The organism is Burkholderia sp. MS389 (genome assembly GCF_016899425.1).
GTDB classification, from domain to species: domain Bacteria; phylum Pseudomonadota; class Gammaproteobacteria; order Burkholderiales; family Burkholderiaceae; genus Burkholderia; species Burkholderia sola.
The window spans coordinates 1,612,582-1,632,495 of record NZ_CP045995.1; the positions used below are offsets into that span (position 1 = coordinate 1,612,582).

The 19,914-nt window shown below is 63.8% G+C and carries 13 protein-coding genes, 2 tRNA genes and 2 rRNA genes; 3 read left to right on the forward strand and 14 right to left on the reverse strand.

Translation table 11 applies throughout. From position 1 onward, the window contains the following. Positions 1-156 precede the first annotated feature (156 nt). The 11 genes from GJG85_RS23550 to phnS form a co-directional block, all read right to left on the reverse strand. Positions 157-3,037 (reverse strand): 23S ribosomal RNA (locus tag GJG85_RS23550). Between the two features lie 277 nt (positions 3,038-3,314). Beyond that, positions 3,315-3,390, reverse strand: a tRNA-Ala gene (locus tag GJG85_RS23555). A 91-nt stretch (positions 3,391-3,481) separates the two neighbouring features. Then, positions 3,482-3,558: transfer RNA gene (locus GJG85_RS23560), tRNA-Ile, on the reverse strand. Between the two features lie 63 nt (positions 3,559-3,621). After that, a 16S ribosomal RNA gene (locus GJG85_RS23565) occupies positions 3,622-5,154 on the reverse strand. Together the 16S and 23S rRNA genes with 2 tRNA genes alongside form the textbook arrangement of a ribosomal RNA operon. Before the next feature lie 508 nt (positions 5,155-5,662). Further along, entirely contained in the window at positions 5,663-6,217 is a 555-nt protein-coding gene (locus tag GJG85_RS23570; RefSeq protein WP_089489797.1) for a phosphonate degradation HD-domain oxygenase, read from the reverse strand. A gap of 4 nt (positions 6,218-6,221) precedes the next feature. Next, complete coding sequence (gene phnY, locus GJG85_RS23575; protein WP_089489798.1) at positions 6,222-7,676, reverse strand: phosphonoacetaldehyde dehydrogenase; 1,455 nt, start codon at positions 7,674-7,676, stop codon at positions 6,222-6,224. After that, entirely contained in the window at positions 7,673-8,983 is a 1,311-nt protein-coding gene (gene phnA, locus GJG85_RS23580) for a phosphonoacetate hydrolase (RefSeq protein ID WP_050017293.1), read from the reverse strand. Before phnA ends, phnY begins: the two co-directional genes overlap by 4 nt. Beyond that, positions 8,980-9,840, reverse strand: coding sequence for a 2-aminoethylphosphonate ABC transport system, membrane component PhnV (gene phnV, locus GJG85_RS23585; protein ID WP_050017294.1), 861 nt, complete (start codon positions 9,838-9,840; stop codon positions 8,980-8,982). The genes phnA and phnV overlap by 4 nt, the downstream gene beginning before the upstream one ends. After that, entirely contained in the window at positions 9,830-10,750 is a 921-nt protein-coding gene (gene phnU, locus GJG85_RS23590) for a 2-aminoethylphosphonate ABC transporter permease subunit (RefSeq protein ID WP_027806028.1), read from the reverse strand. The genes phnV and phnU overlap by 11 nt, the downstream gene beginning before the upstream one ends. Continuing rightward, positions 10,728-11,831 carry a 2-aminoethylphosphonate ABC transport system ATP-binding subunit PhnT gene (phnT, locus tag GJG85_RS23595; RefSeq protein ID WP_050017295.1) on the reverse strand — a complete coding sequence of 368 codons (1,104 nt, stop codon included), beginning with the start codon at positions 11,829-11,831 and terminating at the stop codon, positions 10,728-10,730. The genes phnU and phnT overlap by 23 nt, the downstream gene beginning before the upstream one ends. A gap of 34 nt (positions 11,832-11,865) precedes the next feature. Beyond that, positions 11,866-12,957, reverse strand: coding sequence for a 2-aminoethylphosphonate ABC transporter substrate-binding protein (gene phnS, locus GJG85_RS23600; protein WP_050017296.1), 1,092 nt, complete (start codon positions 12,955-12,957; stop codon positions 11,866-11,868). 260 nt (positions 12,958-13,217) lie between these two features. On the opposite strand from phnS, the gene GJG85_RS23605 reads away from it, so the two are divergent. Beyond that, a complete protein-coding gene (locus tag GJG85_RS23605; RefSeq protein ID WP_050017297.1) occupies positions 13,218-14,327 on the forward strand; it encodes a 2-aminoethylphosphonate--pyruvate transaminase in 1,110 nt (369 codons plus the stop codon). 102 nt (positions 14,328-14,429) lie between these two features. On the opposite strand, the gene GJG85_RS23610 is transcribed toward GJG85_RS23605, so the two are convergent. The 3 genes from GJG85_RS23610 to aroQ are packed head-to-tail and all read right to left on the reverse strand — an operon-like array spanning position 14,430 to position 17,117. Continuing rightward, positions 14,430-15,773: an MFS transporter gene (locus GJG85_RS23610; RefSeq protein WP_050017298.1), complete on the reverse strand. Its 1,344-nt coding sequence runs from the start codon at positions 15,771-15,773 to the stop codon at positions 14,430-14,432. Positions 15,774-15,810: 37 nt separating this feature from the next. Continuing rightward, positions 15,811-16,665 (reverse strand): shikimate dehydrogenase, encoded by an 855-nt coding sequence (locus GJG85_RS23615; RefSeq protein WP_050017299.1) that lies wholly within the window; start codon positions 16,663-16,665, stop codon positions 15,811-15,813. Beyond that, positions 16,662-17,117: a type II 3-dehydroquinate dehydratase gene (gene aroQ, locus GJG85_RS23620; protein ID WP_050017300.1), complete on the reverse strand. Its 456-nt coding sequence runs from the start codon at positions 17,115-17,117 to the stop codon at positions 16,662-16,664. Before aroQ ends, GJG85_RS23615 begins: the two co-directional genes overlap by 4 nt. A 286-nt stretch (positions 17,118-17,403) precedes the next feature. On the opposite strand from aroQ, the gene GJG85_RS23625 reads away from it, so the two are divergent. After that, positions 17,404-19,302 carry a sugar phosphate isomerase/epimerase and 4-hydroxyphenylpyruvate domain-containing protein gene (locus GJG85_RS23625; protein WP_050017301.1) on the forward strand — a complete coding sequence of 633 codons (1,899 nt, stop codon included), beginning with the start codon at positions 17,404-17,406 and terminating at the stop codon, positions 19,300-19,302. 280 nt (positions 19,303-19,582) lie between these two features. After that, positions 19,583-19,846 carry a hypothetical protein gene (locus GJG85_RS23630; protein ID WP_050017302.1) on the forward strand — a complete coding sequence of 88 codons (264 nt, stop codon included), beginning with the start codon at positions 19,583-19,585 and terminating at the stop codon, positions 19,844-19,846. The last annotated feature ends 68 nt before the right edge of the window (positions 19,847-19,914 follow it).

The window sequence follows — 19,914 nt, forward strand, 5'->3', positions numbered from 1 at the left end:
ATCACACACGAGAATCCAACATGTCTCATCTTGCTACGCAGGTCGCCGGTACTTCAACCGGCGCGCCGCATCGATCAGCTTCGCTGCTCGACGCTCTGCGTGGGATGCTCGTAAGTGCTGAAGCACTAACGATCATCGACAAGGCAGACTTGTTATAGGATCAAGCCTTACGGGCAATTAGTATCAGTTAGCTGAACGCATTACTGCGCTTACACACCTGACCTATCAACGTCCTGGTCTCGAACGACCCTTCAAGGGGATCTAGTCCCCAGGGATATCTCATCTTAAGGCGAGTTTCCCGCTTAGATGCTTTCAGCGGTTATCTCTTCCGAACATAGCTACCCGGCGATGCCACTGGCGTGACAACCGGTACACCAGAGGTTCGTCCACTCCGGTCCTCTCGTACTAGGAGCAGCCCCCTTCAAATATCCAACGCCCACGGCAGATAGGGACCAAACTGTCTCACGACGTTTTAAACCCAGCTCACGTACCTCTTTAAATGGCGAACAGCCATACCCTTGGGACCGGCTACAGCCCCAGGATGAGATGAGCCGACATCGAGGTGCCAAACACCGCCGTCGATATGAACTCTTGGGCGGTATCAGCCTGTTATCCCCAGAGTACCTTTTATCCGTTGAGCGATGGCCCTTCCATACAGAACCACCGGATCACTATGACCTGCTTTCGCACCTGCTCGACTTGTCGGTCTCGCAGTTAAGCACGCTTATGCCATTGCACTATCAGCACGATTTCCGACCGTACCTAGCGTACCTTCGTACTCCTCCGTTACGCTTTGGGAGGAGACCGCCCCAGTCAAACTGCCTACCATGCACTGTCCCCGACCCGGATCACGGGCCAAGGTTAGAACCTCAAACAAACCAGGGTGGTATTTCAAGGACGGCTCCACCGAAACTAGCGTTCCGGTTTCATAGCCTCCCACCTATCCTACACAGATCGGTTCAAAGTCCAATGCAAAGCTACAGTAAAGGTTCATGGGGTCTTTCCGTCTAGCCGCGGGTAGATTGCATCATCACAAACACTTCAACTTCGCTGAGTCTCGGGAGGAGACAGTGTGGCCATCGTTACGCCATTCGTGCAGGTCGGAACTTACCCGACAAGGAATTTCGCTACCTTAGGACCGTTATAGTTACGGCCGCCGTTTACCGGGACTTCAATCAAGAGCTTGCACCCCATCATTTAATCTTCCGGCACCGGGCAGGCGTCACACCCTATACGTCCACTTTCGTGTTTGCAGAGTGCTGTGTTTTTATTAAACAGTCGCAGCCACCAGTTTATTGCAACCCCTTCACCCTCCTGGCGCAGGCCAGTCAAGCTACAAGGGCGTACCTTATCCCGAAGTTACGGTACCAATTTGCCGAGTTCCTTCTCCCGAGTTCTCTCAAGCGCCTTAGAATACTCATCTCGCCCACCTGTGTCGGTTTGCGGTACGGTCATCGTTAGACTGAAGCTTAGAGGCTTTTCTTGGAACCACTTCCAATTGCTTCGCTCCCTAAGGAGCTCGCGCCACACCCTTGAATTGCGCGCCCGGATTTGCCTAAGCGCCTTCTCCAATGCAGCGACCGGGACTTCCAACACCCGGACAACCTTCCGCGATCCGTCCCCCCATCGCATCTAACAATGGTGCAGGAATATTGACCTGCTTCCCATCAGCTACGCATTTCTGCCTCGCCTTAGGGGCCGACTCACCCTACGCCGATGAACGTTGCGTAGGAAACCTTGGGCTTACGGCGAGGGGGCCTTTCACCCCCTTTATCGCTACTCATGTCAGCATTCGCACTTCCGATACCTCCAGCACCCTTTACAAGGCACCTTCGCAGGCTTACGGAACGCTCTCCTACCATGCGAGCAAGCTCGCATCCGCAGCTTCGGTATATAGCTTAGCCCCGTTACATCTTCCGCGCAGGACGACTCGATCAGTGAGCTATTACGCTTTCTTTAAAGGGTGGCTGCTTCTAAGCCAACCTCCTGACTGTTTTAGCCTTCCCACTTCGTTTCCCACTTAGCTATATTTGGGGACCTTAGCTGGCGGTCTGGGTTGTTTCCCTCTTGACACCGGACGTTAGCACCCGATGTCTGTCTCCCGTGATTGCACTCTTCGGTATTCGGAGTTTGCTATGGCGGGGTAATCTGCAATAGACCCCCCAACCATGACAGTGCTCTACCCCCGAAGGTGAGACACGAGGCACTACCTAAATAGTTTTCGGAGAGAACCAGCTATTTCCAGGTTTGTTTAGCCTTTCACCCCTATCCACAGCTCATCCCCTAACTTTTCAACGTTAGTGGGTTCGGACCTCCAGTACGTGTTACCGCACCTTCATCCTGGCCATGGATAGATCACCTGGTTTCGGGTCTACGCCCAGCAACTGAACGCCCTATTCGGACTCGCTTTCGCTACGCCTGCCCTATACGGTTAAGCTTGCTACTGAACGTAAGTCGCTGACCCATTATACAAAAGGTACGCCGTCACCCCTTGCGAGGCTCCGACTGTTTGTATGCATGCGGTTTCAGGATCTATTTCACTCCCCTCCCGGGGTTCTTTTCGCCTTTCCCTCACGGTACTGGTTCACTATCGGTCGATCACGAGTATTTAGCCTTGGAGGATGGTCCCCCCATCTTCAGACAGGATTTCACGTGTCCCGCCCTACTTGTCGCACACCTAGTTCTTTCATACTGTTTTCGCCTACAGGGCTATCACCTGCTATGGCCGCACTTTCCAGAGCGTTCGGCTAACAATACAAATAAAGAGTGCAAGGCTCATCCCATTTCGCTCGCCACTACTTTGGGAATCTCGGTTGATTTCTTTTCCTGCGGTTACTTAGATGTTTCAGTTCACCGCGTTCGCTTCACTGGACCTATGTATTCAGTCCAGGATGACCCAAAAGGGCCGGGTTTCCCCATTCGGACATCTACGGATCAAAGCTCGTTTGCCAGCTCCCCGTAGCTTTTCGCAGGCTACCGCGTCCTTCATCGCCTGTGATCGCCAAGGCATCCACCACATGCACTTGTTCGCTTGACCCTATAACGAGTCTGTCTCGTTACAGGTTGAGTTCTCGCGTTGTGCCGTATTCCAATTGAGTCGAACATAGAGTTCGAATCATCTTGAGATACATCGATACAATCACAACCCGGATAACTTCCACGTCCATCTCGAGACGCTTCCGCTATCCAAATTACTTACTTCTTCCAGATTGTTAAAGAACGACAGCCGATACTTTCGTACCGCTCTGACTGGCTCAATCGCCAATGCAAAATTCTCGGTTCAGTGTCTGAACCAAGACCTTAGCGTTGGTGATTGGTGGAGGCAGACGGGATCGAACCGACGACCCCCTGCTTGCAAAGCAGGTGCTCTCCCAGCTGAGCTATGCCCCCATTGAGTACAGATGACCTCAGGTACTACAGCCTATCGGCATGGGCTGCTCGTAAGCGCTAAAGCGCTAACGATCACCGACACGTCAGACAATGGTGGGTCTGGTTGGATTCGAACTAACGACCCCCGCCTTATCAAGACGGTGCTCTAACCGACTGAGCTACAGACCCCTGAGTCTGTCTTTAATTTACAGCCGATAAGCGTGAGCGCTCAACTTGTGCGAGAAGCTCTGGAAAGGAGGTGATCCAGCCGCACCTTCCGATACGGCTACCTTGTTACGACTTCACCCCAGTCATGAATCCTACCGTGGTGACCGTCCTCCTTGCGGTTAGACTAGCCACTTCTGGTAAAACCCACTCCCATGGTGTGACGGGCGGTGTGTACAAGACCCGGGAACGTATTCACCGCGGCATGCTGATCCGCGATTACTAGCGATTCCAGCTTCATGCACTCGAGTTGCAGAGTGCAATCCGGACTACGATCGGTTTTCTGGGATTAGCTCCCCCTCGCGGGTTGGCAACCCTCTGTTCCGACCATTGTATGACGTGTGAAGCCCTACCCATAAGGGCCATGAGGACTTGACGTCATCCCCACCTTCCTCCGGTTTGTCACCGGCAGTCTCCTTAGAGTGCTCTTGCGTAGCAACTAAGGACAAGGGTTGCGCTCGTTGCGGGACTTAACCCAACATCTCACGACACGAGCTGACGACAGCCATGCAGCACCTGTGCGCCGGTTCTCTTTCGAGCACTCCCGCCTCTCGGCAGGATTCCGACCATGTCAAGGGTAGGTAAGGTTTTTCGCGTTGCATCGAATTAATCCACATCATCCACCGCTTGTGCGGGTCCCCGTCAATTCCTTTGAGTTTTAATCTTGCGACCGTACTCCCCAGGCGGTCAACTTCACGCGTTAGCTACGTTACTAAGGAAATGAATCCCCAACAACTAGTTGACATCGTTTAGGGCGTGGACTACCAGGGTATCTAATCCTGTTTGCTCCCCACGCTTTCGTGCATGAGCGTCAGTATTGGCCCAGGGGGCTGCCTTCGCCATCGGTATTCCTCCACATCTCTACGCATTTCACTGCTACACGTGGAATTCTACCCCCCTCTGCCATACTCTAGCCTGCCAGTCACCAATGCAGTTCCCAGGTTGAGCCCGGGGATTTCACATCGGTCTTAGCAAACCGCCTGCGCACGCTTTACGCCCAGTAATTCCGATTAACGCTCGCACCCTACGTATTACCGCGGCTGCTGGCACGTAGTTAGCCGGTGCTTATTCTTCCGGTACCGTCATCCCCCGACTGTATTAGAGCCAAGGATTTCTTTCCGGACAAAAGTGCTTTACAACCCGAAGGCCTTCTTCACACACGCGGCATTGCTGGATCAGGCTTTCGCCCATTGTCCAAAATTCCCCACTGCTGCCTCCCGTAGGAGTCTGGGCCGTGTCTCAGTCCCAGTGTGGCTGGTCGTCCTCTCAGACCAGCTACTGATCGTCGCCTTGGTAGGCCTTTACCCCACCAACTAGCTAATCAGCCATCGGCCAACCCTATAGCGCGAGGCCCGAAGGTCCCCCGCTTTCATCCGTAGATCGTATGCGGTATTAATCCGGCTTTCGCCGGGCTATCCCCCACTACAGGACATGTTCCGATGTATTACTCACCCGTTCGCCACTCGCCACCAGGTGCAAGCACCCGTGCTGCCGTTCGACTTGCATGTGTAAGGCATGCCGCCAGCGTTCAATCTGAGCCAGGATCAAACTCTTCAGTTCAAACCTGTTACTGTTTTCGGTTCCGTAGAACCGGTCGCTCACTCAAAGCTGACAGGAATATGAATCACTTCATAAACCTGACTTACTTTAGTGTGAGACTCTTGATACTTTCGCTATCTGATCCGAGGATCAGCTCGCTTTCATCAAGCGCCCACACTTATCGGCTGTTAATTTTTAAAGAGCATTCTGCGAGGAACTCCGTGTTTCCCGGCAGCGCTGCGTTTTCAGCAGCAGAGAAGCGAGATTATGAACCGCGTTTCGCAGCTCGTCAACAACTTTTTACACTACATCGTTGCGACTGCGGGGCTCAACTTCCTGTACCGCCAAGGCTCGCTACGACCGAACCCCAACAGCACCGCTTCCCTTCCTCCCGCGCCGCGTTTCCGTTAGCGCGAAAGAGGCGTGATTCTATGCATCGCCCGGCAATCGCGCAAGGGGTTTCGCGAAAAATATAAGGCGCCGCACGCTGCCGCGTGCGGCGCCTTATATAGAAGCAGCCGAACCGTCGTCAGGGGGCCGCGCGCACTTGGCGCGCGACGATCTCCATATAGTGAGCGAGATCCGGTGTCACCTTGCCTTCCTCCTTCGCCATGTCGTCCCAGCGACGCAGTCGCAGCGCGTCCTCCGCGAACGGGCGCTGCAGGAACGCTGCCGTCTCCTCTTCACTGAAAATGCCGCCCTGCAACGCCAGACTGCGCACCGAGTCCGGCGACAGGCTCTCGAAGTAGCCGGCGTCCGTGCGGCACAGGCAGCGCTTCGCGTCGACGTGCAGCCGAATCGGCTCCAGTACTGCGTCGGCAAACAGCGGCCGCAGGAACGGCAGCACGTAATACTGATGCAGATCGTCGATCCCGCGCACGCTCGGCGTGTCGCCCTGACGATTCAGCAGATGGCCGAGGTCGTGCAGGAACGCAGCCGCGACCAGCGCTTCGTCCGCCCCGGATTGCTCCGCCAGCAATCCACTCTGCAGTGCATGTTCGAGCTGCGTGACCGGTTCGCCGCTATAGGCCACATGGCCATGCTCGCGATACAGCCCGTGAATCTCTTCCACCGTCAACGCCATCCGTTTACTCCCAAGGCAGCGAAAACGTCTTCAGGTTCGTGAAGCTCTTCATCGCCTCCTGGACACCTTCCTTGTAACCGAGCCCCGAATCCTTGACTCCGCCGAACGGCGACAGCTCGATCCGGTAACCGGGCACTTCCCACACGTTCACCGTGCCAACGTTCAGTTCGTTCACGAACCGCACGACCGCCGCCGTGCTGTCCGTACAGACGCCCGACGACAACCCGAATGCCGTGCCGTTGCTGATCCGGATCGCATCGTCGATCGTGTCGAACGCGATGACGGGCGACACCGGCCCGAAGGTCTCCTCGCGCACGATCGTCATCGACGGATCGACGTTGTCGATTACGGTCGGCGCATACAGCGCGCCGCGCCGCACATTGCCGGTCAGCAGACGCGCGCCCCGCGCAACCGCCTCGTTCACGCGCGTCTCGAACAGTCGCGCCGCCGCCTCGTCGATCACCGTGCCCATTTCGTTCGCGGAATCGAACGGATCGCCGTATCTCCATGCGCGCGTCTTCTCGACGAGCAATTCGGTGAATGCGGGCGCGATCGAGCGCTGCACCAGCATCCGCTTGACGGCCGTGCAGCGCTGGCCCGAATTCCGGTACGAGCCGAGCACCGCCAGCGATGCCGCGCGGTCGAGATCGGCATCGGCGAGGACGATCAGCGGATCGTTGCCGCCCAGCTCCAGCACAATGCGCCGGTAACCGGCCCGCGCGGCAATCGCCTTGCCGATCGCGACGCCGCCCGTGAACGTGATCAGCGACGCATGCGGATGCGTGACGAGTTCGTCCGCGATCTCGGCCGGCGCGCCGGTCAGCACCTGCAGCATCGGCTCGGGCAGACCGGCCTCGTAGAGCAGGTCGGCCAGATAGAACGCCGACAGCGGCACCTTCTCCGACGGCTTCACGATCACGCGGTTGTTGGTCGCGATCGCCGGCGCGATCTTGTGCGCGACCTGGTTCATCGGATGATTGAACGGCGTGATCGCGACGATCACGCCGCCGAGCGGCTGGCGCTGCGAGAACACGCGCCGTGTCTTGCCGTGGGGCGTCAGGTCGCACGAGAAACTCTGCGCGTCGTCGCGCAACGCCTCGGCCGCCGCGAACTTCAGCACGTCGGCCACCCGGCCGATCTCGTAGCGCGAATCCTGTTTCGACAACCCCGACTCGAGCGTGATCAGGTCGGAGGCTTCCTCGGTGCGCTCGCGCAGCAACGCAGCCGCCCGTTCGAGAATCTGCGAACGCGCGTAGCGCGTGAGCGTCGGCTGGTAGGCCATCGCGTAATCGAACGCCGCGCGCACGTCGTCGACGCTGGCGAGCGGCGCGGTGCCGACGCGTGTGCCCGTGTACGGATCCGTGACGTCGAGCGTGCGCTCGCGCATCGCGCGCGTGCCGCACCAGCGCAACGCTTCGGCACGAAACGACGGATGATCCTGCCGCGGATGCGCCATCATATCGCGATCCGGTTCAGCACGAAATCGAACACGTCGAAGTTGCGCGGGCGACGGGCGGGATCGTCCCGCTCGATACGGCGATTGAACAGCAGCGGCACTTCCTGCTCGGACACGCCGCCATGCGAACGCAACGGCACCGTGAGGCCCGACAGGTCGTGTTCGCGCTCGCGGGTGCCGAGCGTCATGTCGCGGCGGCCGATCACGACGAGATCGCCGATCCGGTCGGGCGGCAGTTCGAAACGTGCGGCGGCTTCCGCGTTGTCGAGCACGAGCTCGACGCCGTCGAGGCCGCCGACGCGCCACATCGCGTCGGCCCGGTCGACGCCCGGCGCCAGGTAGATCGTCGCGAACGAACCGAGCGCACCGTGATGCACGACGTACGGATCGGTAATCGGCAGGATCACGCGCGCAGCCTGCGCGCCGTACCAGCCATCGAACGCATCCTGCAGATAGATCACGTTCGGCCGGCCCGTCGCCGGATCGTGCTTCGCGTTCATCCCGTGGTCCGCCGTGAGGCCGATCGCCCAGCCGAGCGCGTCGAGCAGCGCGAGGTAGCCGTCCATCATCGCGTAGAACGCGTTCGCGCCGGCACTGCCCGGCTCGCATTTGTGCTGCACGTAGTCGGTGGTCGACAGGTACATCAGGTCGACCTGCCGCGTCTGCGCGAGCCGTACGCCGGCCGCGAACACGAATTCCGACAACGCCGCGCTGTATACGTCCGGCGACGGCAGGCCGACCCAGTCGAGCACGTCGACGATCCCGTTTTCCGCGAGATTGGCCTGCGCGGCCTTCTCGGCCGAAAAGCAGATGCCCTTCAACTGCCAGCCGAGCAGCCGGCGCAGCTTGTCCTTCGCGGTGACGACGGCCACTCGCGCACCGGCATCGGACGCCGCCGCGAGCAGCGTGCCGGCGCGCAGGTAGGCCGGGTCGTTCATCATGACTTCGGCGCCGCGCCCGCCGTCAGCAGCAGGATCCCAGAAATAGTTGCCGCAGATCCCGTGGACCGACGGCGGCACGCCGCAAACGATCGACAGGTTGTTCGGGTTGGTGAAGGTCGGCACGACGCAATCGGCACGCCACGCGGTGCCTTGCTCGATCATCCGGCCGATGAACGGCGCGACGCCCGCTTCCACCGCGCGTTCGAGATAGTCGTACTCGCAGCCATCGACACAGGCGACGACGGTCGGCTCGACCGGCAACCGGTAGCGTCGGCCGTTGACGTCGATCGAGCGTCCCGCGAGGTTCGTCGACCCGTTGCCGGCGGCTGCTTGCTCGCCGGGGCGCCGCAACGCGAACGCGGCGTTCATGATGCGGCCTGCTTGCCGCGCGGCACACGCGCGGCGATCAGCAGCAGCGCCGCGAGCGACGCGCCGAGCATCAGCAGCGACAGCGCCGACGCCGGCAGGTAATAGCCGCGCTCCACCTGGCCGATCACGACGATCGGCACGGTCGCGAAGCCGGGCGGATACACCGTCAGCGTCGCGCCAAGCTCGCCGAGCGACAGCGCGAAGCCGAGCGCGAGGCTCGCGCGCAACGCCGGCACGAGCTGCGGCAGCAGCACGCGGCGCAGCACCATCGCGGGTGGCGCACCGAGGCTCGCGGCGGCTTCGCGCAGCACGGTCAATTCGGGGCGCAGCGCGGCGGCCGCGCAGCGATAGCAGAATGGCAGAATCAGCGCGAGCTGCACCAGCACGACGATCGCCGCCGAGCTCGACAGGTCGAGCGGCTTCTGGTGATACGCGATCAGCACCGCGAGCCCGAGCACGACGCTCGGCACGCCGTTCGGCACCATCACGAGCGCGTCGACGAGCGCGCCGAGGCCGCGCCGGTCGCGCCCTTCGAGCGCGAGCGCCAGCCACAGCCCGAGGATCGTGCCGAGAACCGACACGCCGAAGCCGATTTCGAGGCTCGTCAGCAGCGCGTCGTATTCCGGCGACCCGAGCCGCTCGAACCAGCGCAGGCTGTAGCCGGCCGGCAAAATCGTGCCCGACCACTGCGTCGACACGCTCGACAGCGCGACGACGATCACCGGCAGCACGAACAGCCAGAAGCACGCGAACGCGGCCAGCGCGAGCGCGGTGCGCGACGCATGCTTGAGCAGCGTGTCGGTCCAGCCGATCGGGTGACGCGGCACGGCGTGCCCGATACGGAATTCAGCGGACATCGTTCCCTCCCGTCGCGCGCCGGTTCACCCGGCGATAAACCGCATACAGCGCCAGCGACAGCGACAACATCACGACCGCGCCGGCCGACGCGGTCGGCAGGTCGAGATCGACGGTCGCGCTGCTGTAAATCGCGACCGGCAGCGTGACGAGCCGCGCACTGCCGAGCACGAGCAGGATGCCAAACTCGTTCAGCGTCAGCAGGAAGCACAGCACGGTGCCGGCGGCGATGCCCGGCCATGCGATCGGCAGCACGACGCGGCGAGCGAGCATCCAGCCGGGCGCGCCGAGGCTGCGCGCGGCTTCGATCAGCCGCAGGTCGAGCGTCGCGAACGACGCGAGCGTCGGCCGCACGACGAACGGCGTGTAGAACACGGTCTGCGCGAGGATCACGCCGCCGATGCCGAACAGGAAGTCGAGCGGCGGATTCTCGAGATGGAACAGGTGCTGCAGCGCGATGCTGATCGAGCCTTGCGAGCCGTACAGGAAGATCAGCGTGAACGCGACGAGGAACGACGGAAACGCGACGTACAGTTCCAGGAAGCGCGTGACGAGCGACGCGCCCGGGAACGGCCTGAAGAACAGCAGTGCGGCCAGCAGCACGCCGAGCACCGACGCGGTGCCGGCGCTCGCGAACAGCACGCCGAGCGTCGTCAGCAGCACGTTGCGCGTGTCGGGATTGCCGAAGAAGGTCCGGTACGCGGCGAAACTCAGCCCGTGATCGCCCGACACGCTCAGCAGCACGAGCCGCACCAGCGGATAGACGACGAGCGGGCCGAGCACGACGATCGCGAGCGCGGCCAGGTGCAGGTCGCCCATTCGCCTGCGGCGCCGCGCGGCGGCGGCGTGTGCCGCAGCCGACGCGAGCACGTGCGGCGGCAGGCCGGCTTCAGGGCTCGATAAGGACGACATCGTCTGCCTCGCAATGCAGGGACACGCGCGCACCGCGCTCGGGCGCCGCGCCGCGGCCGCGTTGCATCGTCACGCGCACGGGCTCGTCGGGCGCCGCGTCGATCACGACCGCGATCGAGAAGTCCGCGCCCTGCCATTCGACCGACGACACCGTGCCGTGCAGGCCGCCGGCCGCGGGCGGCATCACGGTCAGGCGCTCGGGGCGCACGCACGCGACCTTGCCGCGTATCTCGTGACGCGGATCGCCGAGCGGGAAGATCACGTGCGGCGGCAGCAGGTTCGCCGGGCCGAGATAGCGCGCGACGTAGCCGTCGCGCGGTGCGTCGTACAGCTGCTGCGGCGTGCCGAGCTGCGCGATGCGGCCGTCGCGCATCAGCAGCGCGCGGTCGGACAGCACGAGCGCGTCGTCGCGGTCGTGCGTCACGCAGACGACGGTCAGGTTCGGGAGGCGCTCGTGCAGCGCCTTCAGTTCGCTGCGCACCGACGCGCGCAGGTTCGCGTCGAGCGCCGACAGCGGCTCGTCGAGCAGCAGCACGTCGGGCTCGATCACGAGCGCGCGCGCCAGCGCGACGCGCTGCTGCATCCCGCCGGACAACTGCGCGGGCAGATGGTGGCCCGCATCGCCGAGTTGCACGAGCTTCAGCGCATCGGCGACGCGGCGCGTCACTTCCGACGACGCCATCCCGCGTGCGCGCAGCCCGAATGCGACGTTCTCGAACACCGACAGGTGCGGGAACAACGCGTAATTCTGGAACAGCAGACCGAGGTTGCGCTTGTGCGGCGGCGCATAGGTCAGGTCGCGGCCGGCCACGGTCAGCGTGCCGGTCAGGCCGTCGGCCTTCACGAATCCGGCGATGAAGCGCAGCAGCGTGGTCTTGCCGCAGCCGCTCTTGCCGAGTACGGTCAGAAATTCGCCGGCGCCGATCGACAGCGACAGATCTTCGAGCACCGTGCGTGCGCCGTAGCGCACGCTCAGGTGTTGGATCTGCACGCCGCCCGGCACGCCGGACCGCAGCGTCGCGTGCGGTTCGGCGGCGCCGAATGCGCCGGGATGGGTCAGGGCGGTATCCACCGGGTTCATCCTCTTGCTCGCTGATACAGGCGGCGTGCGCCGGTCACTTCGGCTTGACGACGTCGAGCTGCTTGCCCGAGCTGCCGATCACGTCCTTCTTCCAGCGCTCGATCCATTCCGGCTTCTTCGCCATCACGTGAGTCCAGTCGACCGGGATCAGATTCACGCCCGCGATCGCCTTCTTGACCGCTTCGCCGTTCTTGCCGGCCAGCGGCACGTCGGTGCGGCCCGGGATGCCGTACATGTCCGGTACCTTCGACTGCACGTCCGTCGACATCAGGTAGTCGATCAGCTTCCTGCCGGCGTCCTGGTTCGGGCCGCTCTTGATCAGGCCGATGCCGTACGGCAGCTGGAACGTGGTCGGCCGGTCGCCGTCCTTCGCGGCCAGGAAGATCGGCTTGACGGACAGCGCGCCGTGTTCGGCGTCGTCGAGATCCATCTGCAGATCGCCGTTCGCGACGCTGATCTCGTTGCGCGACAGCAGCACGTTCAGGTAGCCCGTGCCCTTCGTGTGGAACTTCACGCTCTGCGACAGCTTCGCGAGGTAGTCGAATGCCTTGTCCTCGCCCATCAGCGACGTCGTCAGGATCAGCACGGCCATCCCGTCACCGGCCGTGGCCGGGTTCGAGTACGCGACCTTGCCGGCGTAGGCCGGCGCGAGCAGGTCGGCGAACGTCTTCGGCTGGTTCTTCACGACGTCCGGATTGATCGCGAACGAGAAGTAGTTGTTGACGAAGGTCGCCCACGTGCCGTCCTCGGCCTTCGCGATGGCCGGCACGTTCTTGTAGTTCACGCTCTGGTACGGCTGCAGCAGGCCCATCTGGCCGGCTTGCTGGATGAACGGCGGCAGCGTGACGATCACGTCGGCCTTCGGAGAATTCTTCTCGATGTTCGCGCGGTTCACCACCTCGCCGCTGCCCGCCGTCACGATGTTGACCTTCACGCCTTCCTTCTTCTCGAAAGCCGGCAGCACATCGCGATAGAGGTTCTCGAGACCGTCCGCCGTGTACAGCACGACCGCATTCGCCGCCTGCGCCGGCATCGCGGCGCCTTGCAGCAGACCGGCGGCGCAGGCGGCCAGCGCGAGCTTGCGGAATGCGCCGGCGGCGGCGCGCGAGGGTTTCTGCAGTGTCATCTCACTTCTCCGTAGGCGGAACACCAAACGGCCGGGGCACGATCCGGCTCTCCTGTTGTCTTCGGGCAGGCCGCTGAACGGCCGCCGCGCTACCGCGCTCGGGCTGGGTGTCGCGCGGCAACCGAAGGATCACAGCGTTCGATGACAAAGCCGTGACGAATGCCACAATTTCCAAAAAATGACACATTTTGCCACTATCATGCAAGTCATCGAGAAATGCCGCCCGGCGTTCCGTTCGCCCTTTGCTGGAGACAAAAGCCATGCCCGACCCGATTCTGCTTACGCCCGGCCCGCTCACCACGTCCGCCACAACACGCCACGCAATGCAACATGACTGGGGGTCGTGGGACGCCGCTTTCAATCAACTGACGGCCAGCGTCTGCGCGGATCTCGTCGCCATCGCGCAGGGCGGCGACGCGTACGTGTGCGTGCCGATGCAGGGCAGCGGCACGTTCTCGGTCGAAGCCGCGCTCGGCACGCTGGTGCCGCGCGACGGCGTCGTGCTGGTGCCCGACAACGGCGCGTATTGCGCGCGCATCCTGAAGATCCTCGGCCGGCTCGGCATCGAAGCGATCGCGTTGCCGTTCGGCGAGGACGCGGCCGTCGACACGGCGGCCGTCGAGGCCGCGTTCGCGCGCGAGCCGCGCATCACGCACGTCGCGCTCGTGCACCTGGAAACGAGCGCCGGGATCCTGAATCCGCTCGATGCGATCGCGGCCGCATGCCGGCGGCACGGCAAGCGGCTGATCGTCGATGCGATGAGTTCGTTCGGCGCGCTGCCGATCGCGCTGGCGGGCAGCGACATCGACGCGCTGATCTCGGCCAGCGGCAAATGCCTGGAAGGCGTGCCGGGGATGGGATTCGCGATCGTGCGGCGCGACGCGCTCGACGCGAGCGAAGGCAACGCGCGGTCGCTCGCGCTCGATCTCCACGATCAGTACGCGTATCTGCGCAAGACGGGGCAATGGCGCTTCACGCCGCCGACGCACGTGATTGCCGCGCTACGTGCCGCGCTCGACCAGTACCTCGCCGAAGGCGGCCAGCCGGCGCGCGGTGCGCGCTATGCGGAGAACTGCCGGACGCTCGTCGAATCGATGCGCGCGCTCGGCTTCGTGCCGTTCCTCGACGCGAGCGTGCAGGCGCCGGTGATCGTCACGTTTCACGCGCCCGACCATCCGGCCTACGATTTCCGCCGCTTCTACGACGCGGTGAGGGATGCGGGCTTCATCCTGTATCCGGGCAAGCTCACGCGGCTCGAGACGTTCCGCGTCGGCTGCATCGGCGCGATCGATGCGGGCGATATCCGGCGTGCGGTCGCGGCGATCGCCGCTGCGGTCGAATCGCTCGCCATCGCGATGCAGCACGCATGAAGTGACGTACATGCCGGCCCGCCCGCCGGCGCCCGCAAACAAAAAAGCCCGGCGGCCGATTGGCCGCCGGGCGAACGCACCGTGTGTGCGGGGAACGGGTGCTTACAGCTCGATCCGCTTGATGTCGCCGACGACGAAGATGTACGACAGCGCACCAACCAGCGCGATCACGCCGATGAACACGAGCGCGCCGACGAACGAGCCGGTCGATGCGACGATGAAGCCGACGACGAGCGGCGTGATGATGCCCGCGAGGTTCGCCGCGAAGTTGAAGATGCCGCCCGTCACGCCGAGCAGGCCGTCCGGTGCGATATCCGACACGAGCGTCCAGCCGAGCGCGGCCATGCCCTGCGCGAAGAATGCGACCGACATGATCGCGATCACCGCTTCGTTGCTCTGCACGTAGTTCGCGAGAATGATCGTCGACGCGAGCAGCAGGCCCGCGATGATCGGCAGCTTGCGTGCGAGGTTCGCAGACTTGCCGCGGCGCAGCAGCCAGTCGGAGAAGATCCCGCCGAACATCACGCCGACCGACGCGGCGATGAACGGCATCACCGCGAAGAAGCCGATCTTCAGCCAGCCCATGTGGCGCTCGGTTGCCAGATAGGTCGGGAACCAGGTCAGGAAGAACACGAGCGTCGAGTTGCCGGCGAACTGGCCGAGGCAGATGCCCGCGAGCTGGCGCTTCTTCACCAGTTGGCCGACCATCGACCAGCTGAACTTCGGCTGCTCGGCCTTGCCGCTCTTGGCGTCGGTCTTGCGCACGCCGTGCACGAGGCCGCCGCCCGCTTCGATGTACGCGAGTTCCTCCGAGTTCGCGCCCGGATGGTTGCGCGGCTCGTGATAGAACTTCCACCAGACGAGGCCGAACGCGATGCCGACCGCGCCCACGACCCAGAACAGCGAGCGCCAGCCGAACGCGCCCATCAGCGCGAACAGCACGGGGCTGAAGAACGCGAGGCCGATGTATTCGCCGACGGTATAGGTGCCGGTCGCCATCGCGCGTTCGTTCTGCGGGAACCACGTCGCGACGACGCGGCTGTTGGTCGGGAAGCATGGCGCTTCCGTCACGCCGAGGCCCAGCCGGCACGCGAGCAACGTCGCGACGCCCGGCACGAAACCTTGCAGGAACGTGCACAGCGACCACAGCGTCATCGACCAGTAATAGGTGACCTTGCTGCCGAAGCGGTCGAGGAACAGGCCGCCGGGCACCTGCATCGCCACGTACGTCCACGAAAACGCGGAGAACATGATGCCCATCACGGCCGCGTTGATGCCGAGCTCCTTGGTAAGCTGCGGCGCAGCCACGCCCAGCACGGTGCGGTCGAGATAATTGATCATCGTGCCGATCGCGAGCAGCGCGAGGATCTTGTAGCGCGCCGACGTGCGCCGGACCGTGCCGGCCGCCTGCGCCGGCGCGGCGCTCGTGTGGGTAGTGTGCTGCATGGTCGTCTCCTGGTCTCTTTCTGTGTCTGTAAGGGGGTCAGCGCGCGACGAGCGACTGAAAGTGATCGAACATCCGCTCGGCGTCGGGCGTGCGCCCGGTGAAGAGCTCGAACGCGTCGACGGCCTGGTACACGGCCATCCCGCCGCCCGGCAGCGTCGCGCAGCCGGCCGCGCGCGCGGCGTGGATCAGTTCGGTTTCGAGCGGGAAATACACGATGTCGGCCACCCACATGCCCGCATGCAGCAGCTCGGCCGGCAGCGGCAGGCCCGGATGCTTGGCCATGCCGGTCGGCGTGCAGTGGATCAGGCCGGTCGCCGCGCGCATCGCGGCGGCGAGATCGCTGCCCGGCGTGACGCGGGCGGCGGGGAAGCGCTGCTGCAATTCGCCCGCCAGCGCGGTGGCGCGCGTGCCGTCGACGTCGAAAATCGTCAGTTCGGCCGCGCCCATCTGCAGCGCCGCGTGCGCGACGGCCGCGCCCGCGCCGCCCGCGCCGAGCTGGACGACGCGTTCGAGCGACGCGCCGGGCAGCCCACGGCTAAACGATTTCGCGAAGCCCGACCAGTCGGTGTTGTGGCCGATCCGCTTGCCGTCCTTGAACAGCACGGTATTCACCGCGCCGAGCGCACGCGCGTCGTCCGACAGCGCGTCGAGGTGCTCGATCACGCGCTGCTTGCACGGGTGCGTGATGTTCAGCCCGTTGTAGCCCATCCGCTGCGCGGCATCGAGCAGTTGCGGCAGCGCGTCGGCGGTCACGCCGAGCACGTCGAGATCGAGGCGCCGGTACACGTAGCCGAAGCCCTGGCGGAACCCCTCTTCCTCGTGCATCGCGGGCGACAGCGAACCGCCGATGCCCTGGCCGATCAGGCCGATCAGGAACGACGGGCGGCTCATCGTGCGGCTCCCTTCGCGAACACCGTCGCCAGGCGCTGCAGCGCGAACACGTAGCCTTCGGTACCGCAGCCGCAGATCACGGCTTCGGCGAGCGCCGACACATACGAATGGTGACGGAACGCCTCGCGGCGATGGACGTTCGAGATATGCACTTCGATCACCGGCTTCGCGATCGCGGAAAGCGCGTCGGCCAGCGCCACCGACGTATGCGTATACGCGGCCGGGTTGATCACGATGCCGTGCGTGTCGTGACGCGCGGCGTGCAGCCAGTCGATCAGCTGGTGCTCGGCATTCGACTGGCGAAAGTCGATTTCCAGCCCGAGCCCTTCCCCCGCCGTGCGGCAGCGCTGCTCGAGATCGGCGAGCGTTTCCGCGCCGTAGATATGGGGCTCGCGCGTGCCCAACAAATTCAGGTTCGGGCCGTTCAGCACCAGTACCTTGTGCTTGCTCATCGTGTTTCTGCTCCTGAAACAGGGGCGGACCACGATCGGCGCCGCCCCGAAGACATCGGAATTTGGCGCTAGTGTGCGCCCGTGCAAGCGGGCTGTCTTTCCGGGTTTTCGCTAATTTGTACCATCTAGTTAGTTTGTACAATACGGATGACTAGCCCAGTAAATTCGGGATATGGCGCCCGCGCCGAACTCAACGACTGGTTCATTCAGGGTCGGTTCGGCACGGTCGGTTAGACACGGTCGGTTAGACCGGCGTCATGCCCCGCTCATCCGCAGGAATCGCCCCATGCAGCGCTCGATCGCCACCGTGTCACTGTCCGGCACGCTCGCCGAGAAGCTCGCCGCCGTCCAGGCCGCGGGCTTCGACGGCGTCGAAATCTTCGAAAACGACCTCGTCTACTTCGACGGATCGCCGGCCGACGTCCGGCGCATGGCCGCCGATCTCGGCCTCGACATCGTGCTGTTCCAGCCGTTTCGCGACTTCGAGGGCGTGAGCGCGGCCCAGCTCGCGCGCAATCTCGACCGGATCAAGCGCAAGTTCGACGTGATGCATGCGCTCGGCACCGATCGCATCCTCGTCTGCAGCAGCGTGGCGGCCGATACGATCGCCGACGACGGGTTGCTCGTCGACCAGCTCGGCGTGCTCGCCGAAGCCGCGCGGCAGGCCGGCGTGGTGGCCGCGTACGAAGCGCTCGCGTGGGGCCGCGTCGTGAAGCGGTACGGCCACGCGTGGAAGCTCGTGAACGCGGTGAACAGCCCGCACCTCGGCCTCGCGCTCGACAGCTTCCACACGCTGTCGCTCGACGATTCGCCGGACGGGATCGCCGACATCCCCGGCGACCGGATCGCCTTCGTGCAGATCGCCGACGCGCCGAAGCTCGTGATGGACGTGATCGAATGGAGTCGCCACTACCGCTCGTTCCCCGGCCAGGGCGACTTCGACCTGGCGCGCTTCACCGCACGCGTGATCGAGTCGGGCTATACGGGGCCGCTATCGCTGGAGATCTTCAACGATGGCTTCCGCGCGGCGCCGACCGCGCTCACGGCCGCCGACGGCCATCGCTCGCTGCTCTATCTGGAAGACCTGACGCGTGCGCGGCTCGCCCAGGAGGGCCGCGCGCCGGCCGCCAGCCAGCCGCTGTTCGCACCGCCCGCGCCGCCCGCGCACGTCGGGTTCCAGTTCATCGAATTCGCGGTCGACGCGCAGGCGGCGGCGACCGTCGGCCAATGGCTCGGCCGGATGCGCTTCCGGCTCGCCGGCCGGCATCGCTCGAAGGACGTGACGCTGTTCCAGCACGGCGCTGCATCGATCGTGCTGAACGCCGAGCGCGACTCGTTCGCCGATGCGTTCTTCCAGCAGCACGGGCTGTCGCTGTGCGCGTCGGCGTTCCGCGTCGACGACGCGAAAGTGGCGTTCGAACGCGCGGCCGGCTTCGGCTACGCGCCGTTTTCCGGCCGGGTCGGGCCGAACGAGCGCGTGCTGCCGAGCGTGAAGGCGCCGGACGGCAGCCTCGAATATTTCGTCGACGAAGCGCCGGATGCGCCGACGCTGTATGAATCGGACTTCGTGCTGACCGACATCGACGGCCCCACCGAAGTCGGCCCGCTGACGGGTATCGACCATGTGTGCCTCGCGCTGCCGGCCGACGCGCTCGACACGTGGATCCTGTTCTTCAAGACTGCGTTCGGCTTCGACGCCGAGCGCAGCTGGCTCGTGCCCGACCCGTACGGGCTGATGCGCAGCCGCGCGGTACGCAGCGCCGACGGCTCGGTGCGGATCGCGCTGAACGCGTCGGTCGACCGTCATACGGCCGTCGCCGAATCGCTCGACCGCTACCACGGCACCGGGCTGAACCACGTCGCGTTCCGCACGGACGACATCGTGAAGACGGTCGCCGCGTTCGCGGCCGACGGCGTCCCGTTCCTGCGCATTCCGGCCAACTACTACGACGATCTCGCCGCGCGCTATGCGCTACCGGACGAACTGATCGACACGCTGAGCGCGCATCACCTGCTCTACGACCGCGACGAGGATGGCGGCGAATTCCTGCATGCGTATACGGAACTGGTCGACAACCGCTTCTCGCTCGAGATCGTCGAGCGGCGCGGCGGGTATGACGGCTACGGCGCGGCGAACGCGGCCGTGCGGCTTGCGGCGCAGGCGCAGGCGCAGCGGCGGAAATAAGGATGAGAGAAGTTCGGGGCCGGAGCGCGCTCGCGATTCGGCGATCGATTGGACCGCGCGATCTCGCCGCGCGCCATCGTCGCACATCGGGCAGCCAGGTACCGGCCTGCGCGGTCGGCCGCGGCCATGCCGGAACCCGCGCGCCGGCCGCCGTTACATCCCGTAACCCGTACCGCGGTGCAGCATTGCGCCGCTCGCCCCGGTTTTAAGAATCGCTTAAGTCTTCGACGGCACCATCCGCAACCAGTACCCGATGGTTATCTCGAAAAGGAGGAAAGCGATGAGCGCCGTAGAAGCACCCGCGGGCCGCCCGGCCGCGCCCCCTGCAAAGAAGACGATGCTGCGCCGCCTGCTCAGTCATCATGAAATCGCGACGTTGCTCGTGCTGCTGCATGCACCGATCGGCGCGAACGCCAAACCCGAATTGCCCGCGCTGCAGGAAGCCGGCCTCGTCGAAATGGTCAAGCTCGACCCCGATACGAGCCCGAGCTTCCGGCTGACCGAAGACGGCACGGCCGTCCTGAAAGGGCTCGGCTACCGCTGAGCCAGCGCTTCACCCTTTCCCGTTTCCCCGCCTTACCCCGCCTTACCCCGATCCCTGTGACGCGCCGG

What these genes read in the sequence shown, in the direction of transcription:
- phnS (WP_050017296.1), bottom strand. Translation starts at nt 12,957, where the DNA reads ATGACACTGCAGAAACCCTCGCGCGCCGCCGCCGGCGCATTCCGCAAG.
- phnA (WP_050017293.1), bottom strand. Translation starts at nt 8,983, where the DNA reads ATGAACGCCGCGTTCGCGTTGCGGCGCCCCGGCGAGCAAGCAGCCGCC.
- phnV (WP_050017294.1), bottom strand. Translation starts at nt 9,840, where the DNA reads ATGTCCGCTGAATTCCGTATCGGGCACGCCGTGCCGCGTCACCCGATC.
- aroQ (WP_050017300.1), bottom strand. Translation starts at nt 17,117, where the DNA reads ATGAGCAAGCACAAGGTACTGGTGCTGAACGGCCCGAACCTGAATTTG.
- phnY (WP_089489798.1), bottom strand. Translation starts at nt 7,676, where the DNA reads ATGATGGCGCATCCGCGGCAGGATCATCCGTCGTTTCGTGCCGAAGCG.
- GJG85_RS23570 (WP_089489797.1), bottom strand. Translation starts at nt 6,217, where the DNA reads ATGGCGTTGACGGTGGAAGAGATTCACGGGCTGTATCGCGAGCATGGC.
- GJG85_RS23625 (WP_050017301.1), top strand. Translation starts at nt 17,404, where the DNA reads ATGCAGCGCTCGATCGCCACCGTGTCACTGTCCGGCACGCTCGCCGAG.
- GJG85_RS23630 (WP_050017302.1), top strand. Translation starts at nt 19,583, where the DNA reads ATGAGCGCCGTAGAAGCACCCGCGGGCCGCCCGGCCGCGCCCCCTGCA.
- GJG85_RS23615 (WP_050017299.1), bottom strand. Translation starts at nt 16,665, where the DNA reads ATGAGCCGCCCGTCGTTCCTGATCGGCCTGATCGGCCAGGGCATCGGC.
- GJG85_RS23605 (WP_050017297.1), top strand. Translation starts at nt 13,218, where the DNA reads ATGCCCGACCCGATTCTGCTTACGCCCGGCCCGCTCACCACGTCCGCC.
- phnT (WP_050017295.1), bottom strand. Translation starts at nt 11,831, where the DNA reads ATGAACCCGGTGGATACCGCCCTGACCCATCCCGGCGCATTCGGCGCC.
- GJG85_RS23610 (WP_050017298.1), bottom strand. Translation starts at nt 15,773, where the DNA reads ATGCAGCACACTACCCACACGAGCGCCGCGCCGGCGCAGGCGGCCGGC.
- phnU (WP_027806028.1), bottom strand. Translation starts at nt 10,750, where the DNA reads ATGTCGTCCTTATCGAGCCCTGAAGCCGGCCTGCCGCCGCACGTGCTC.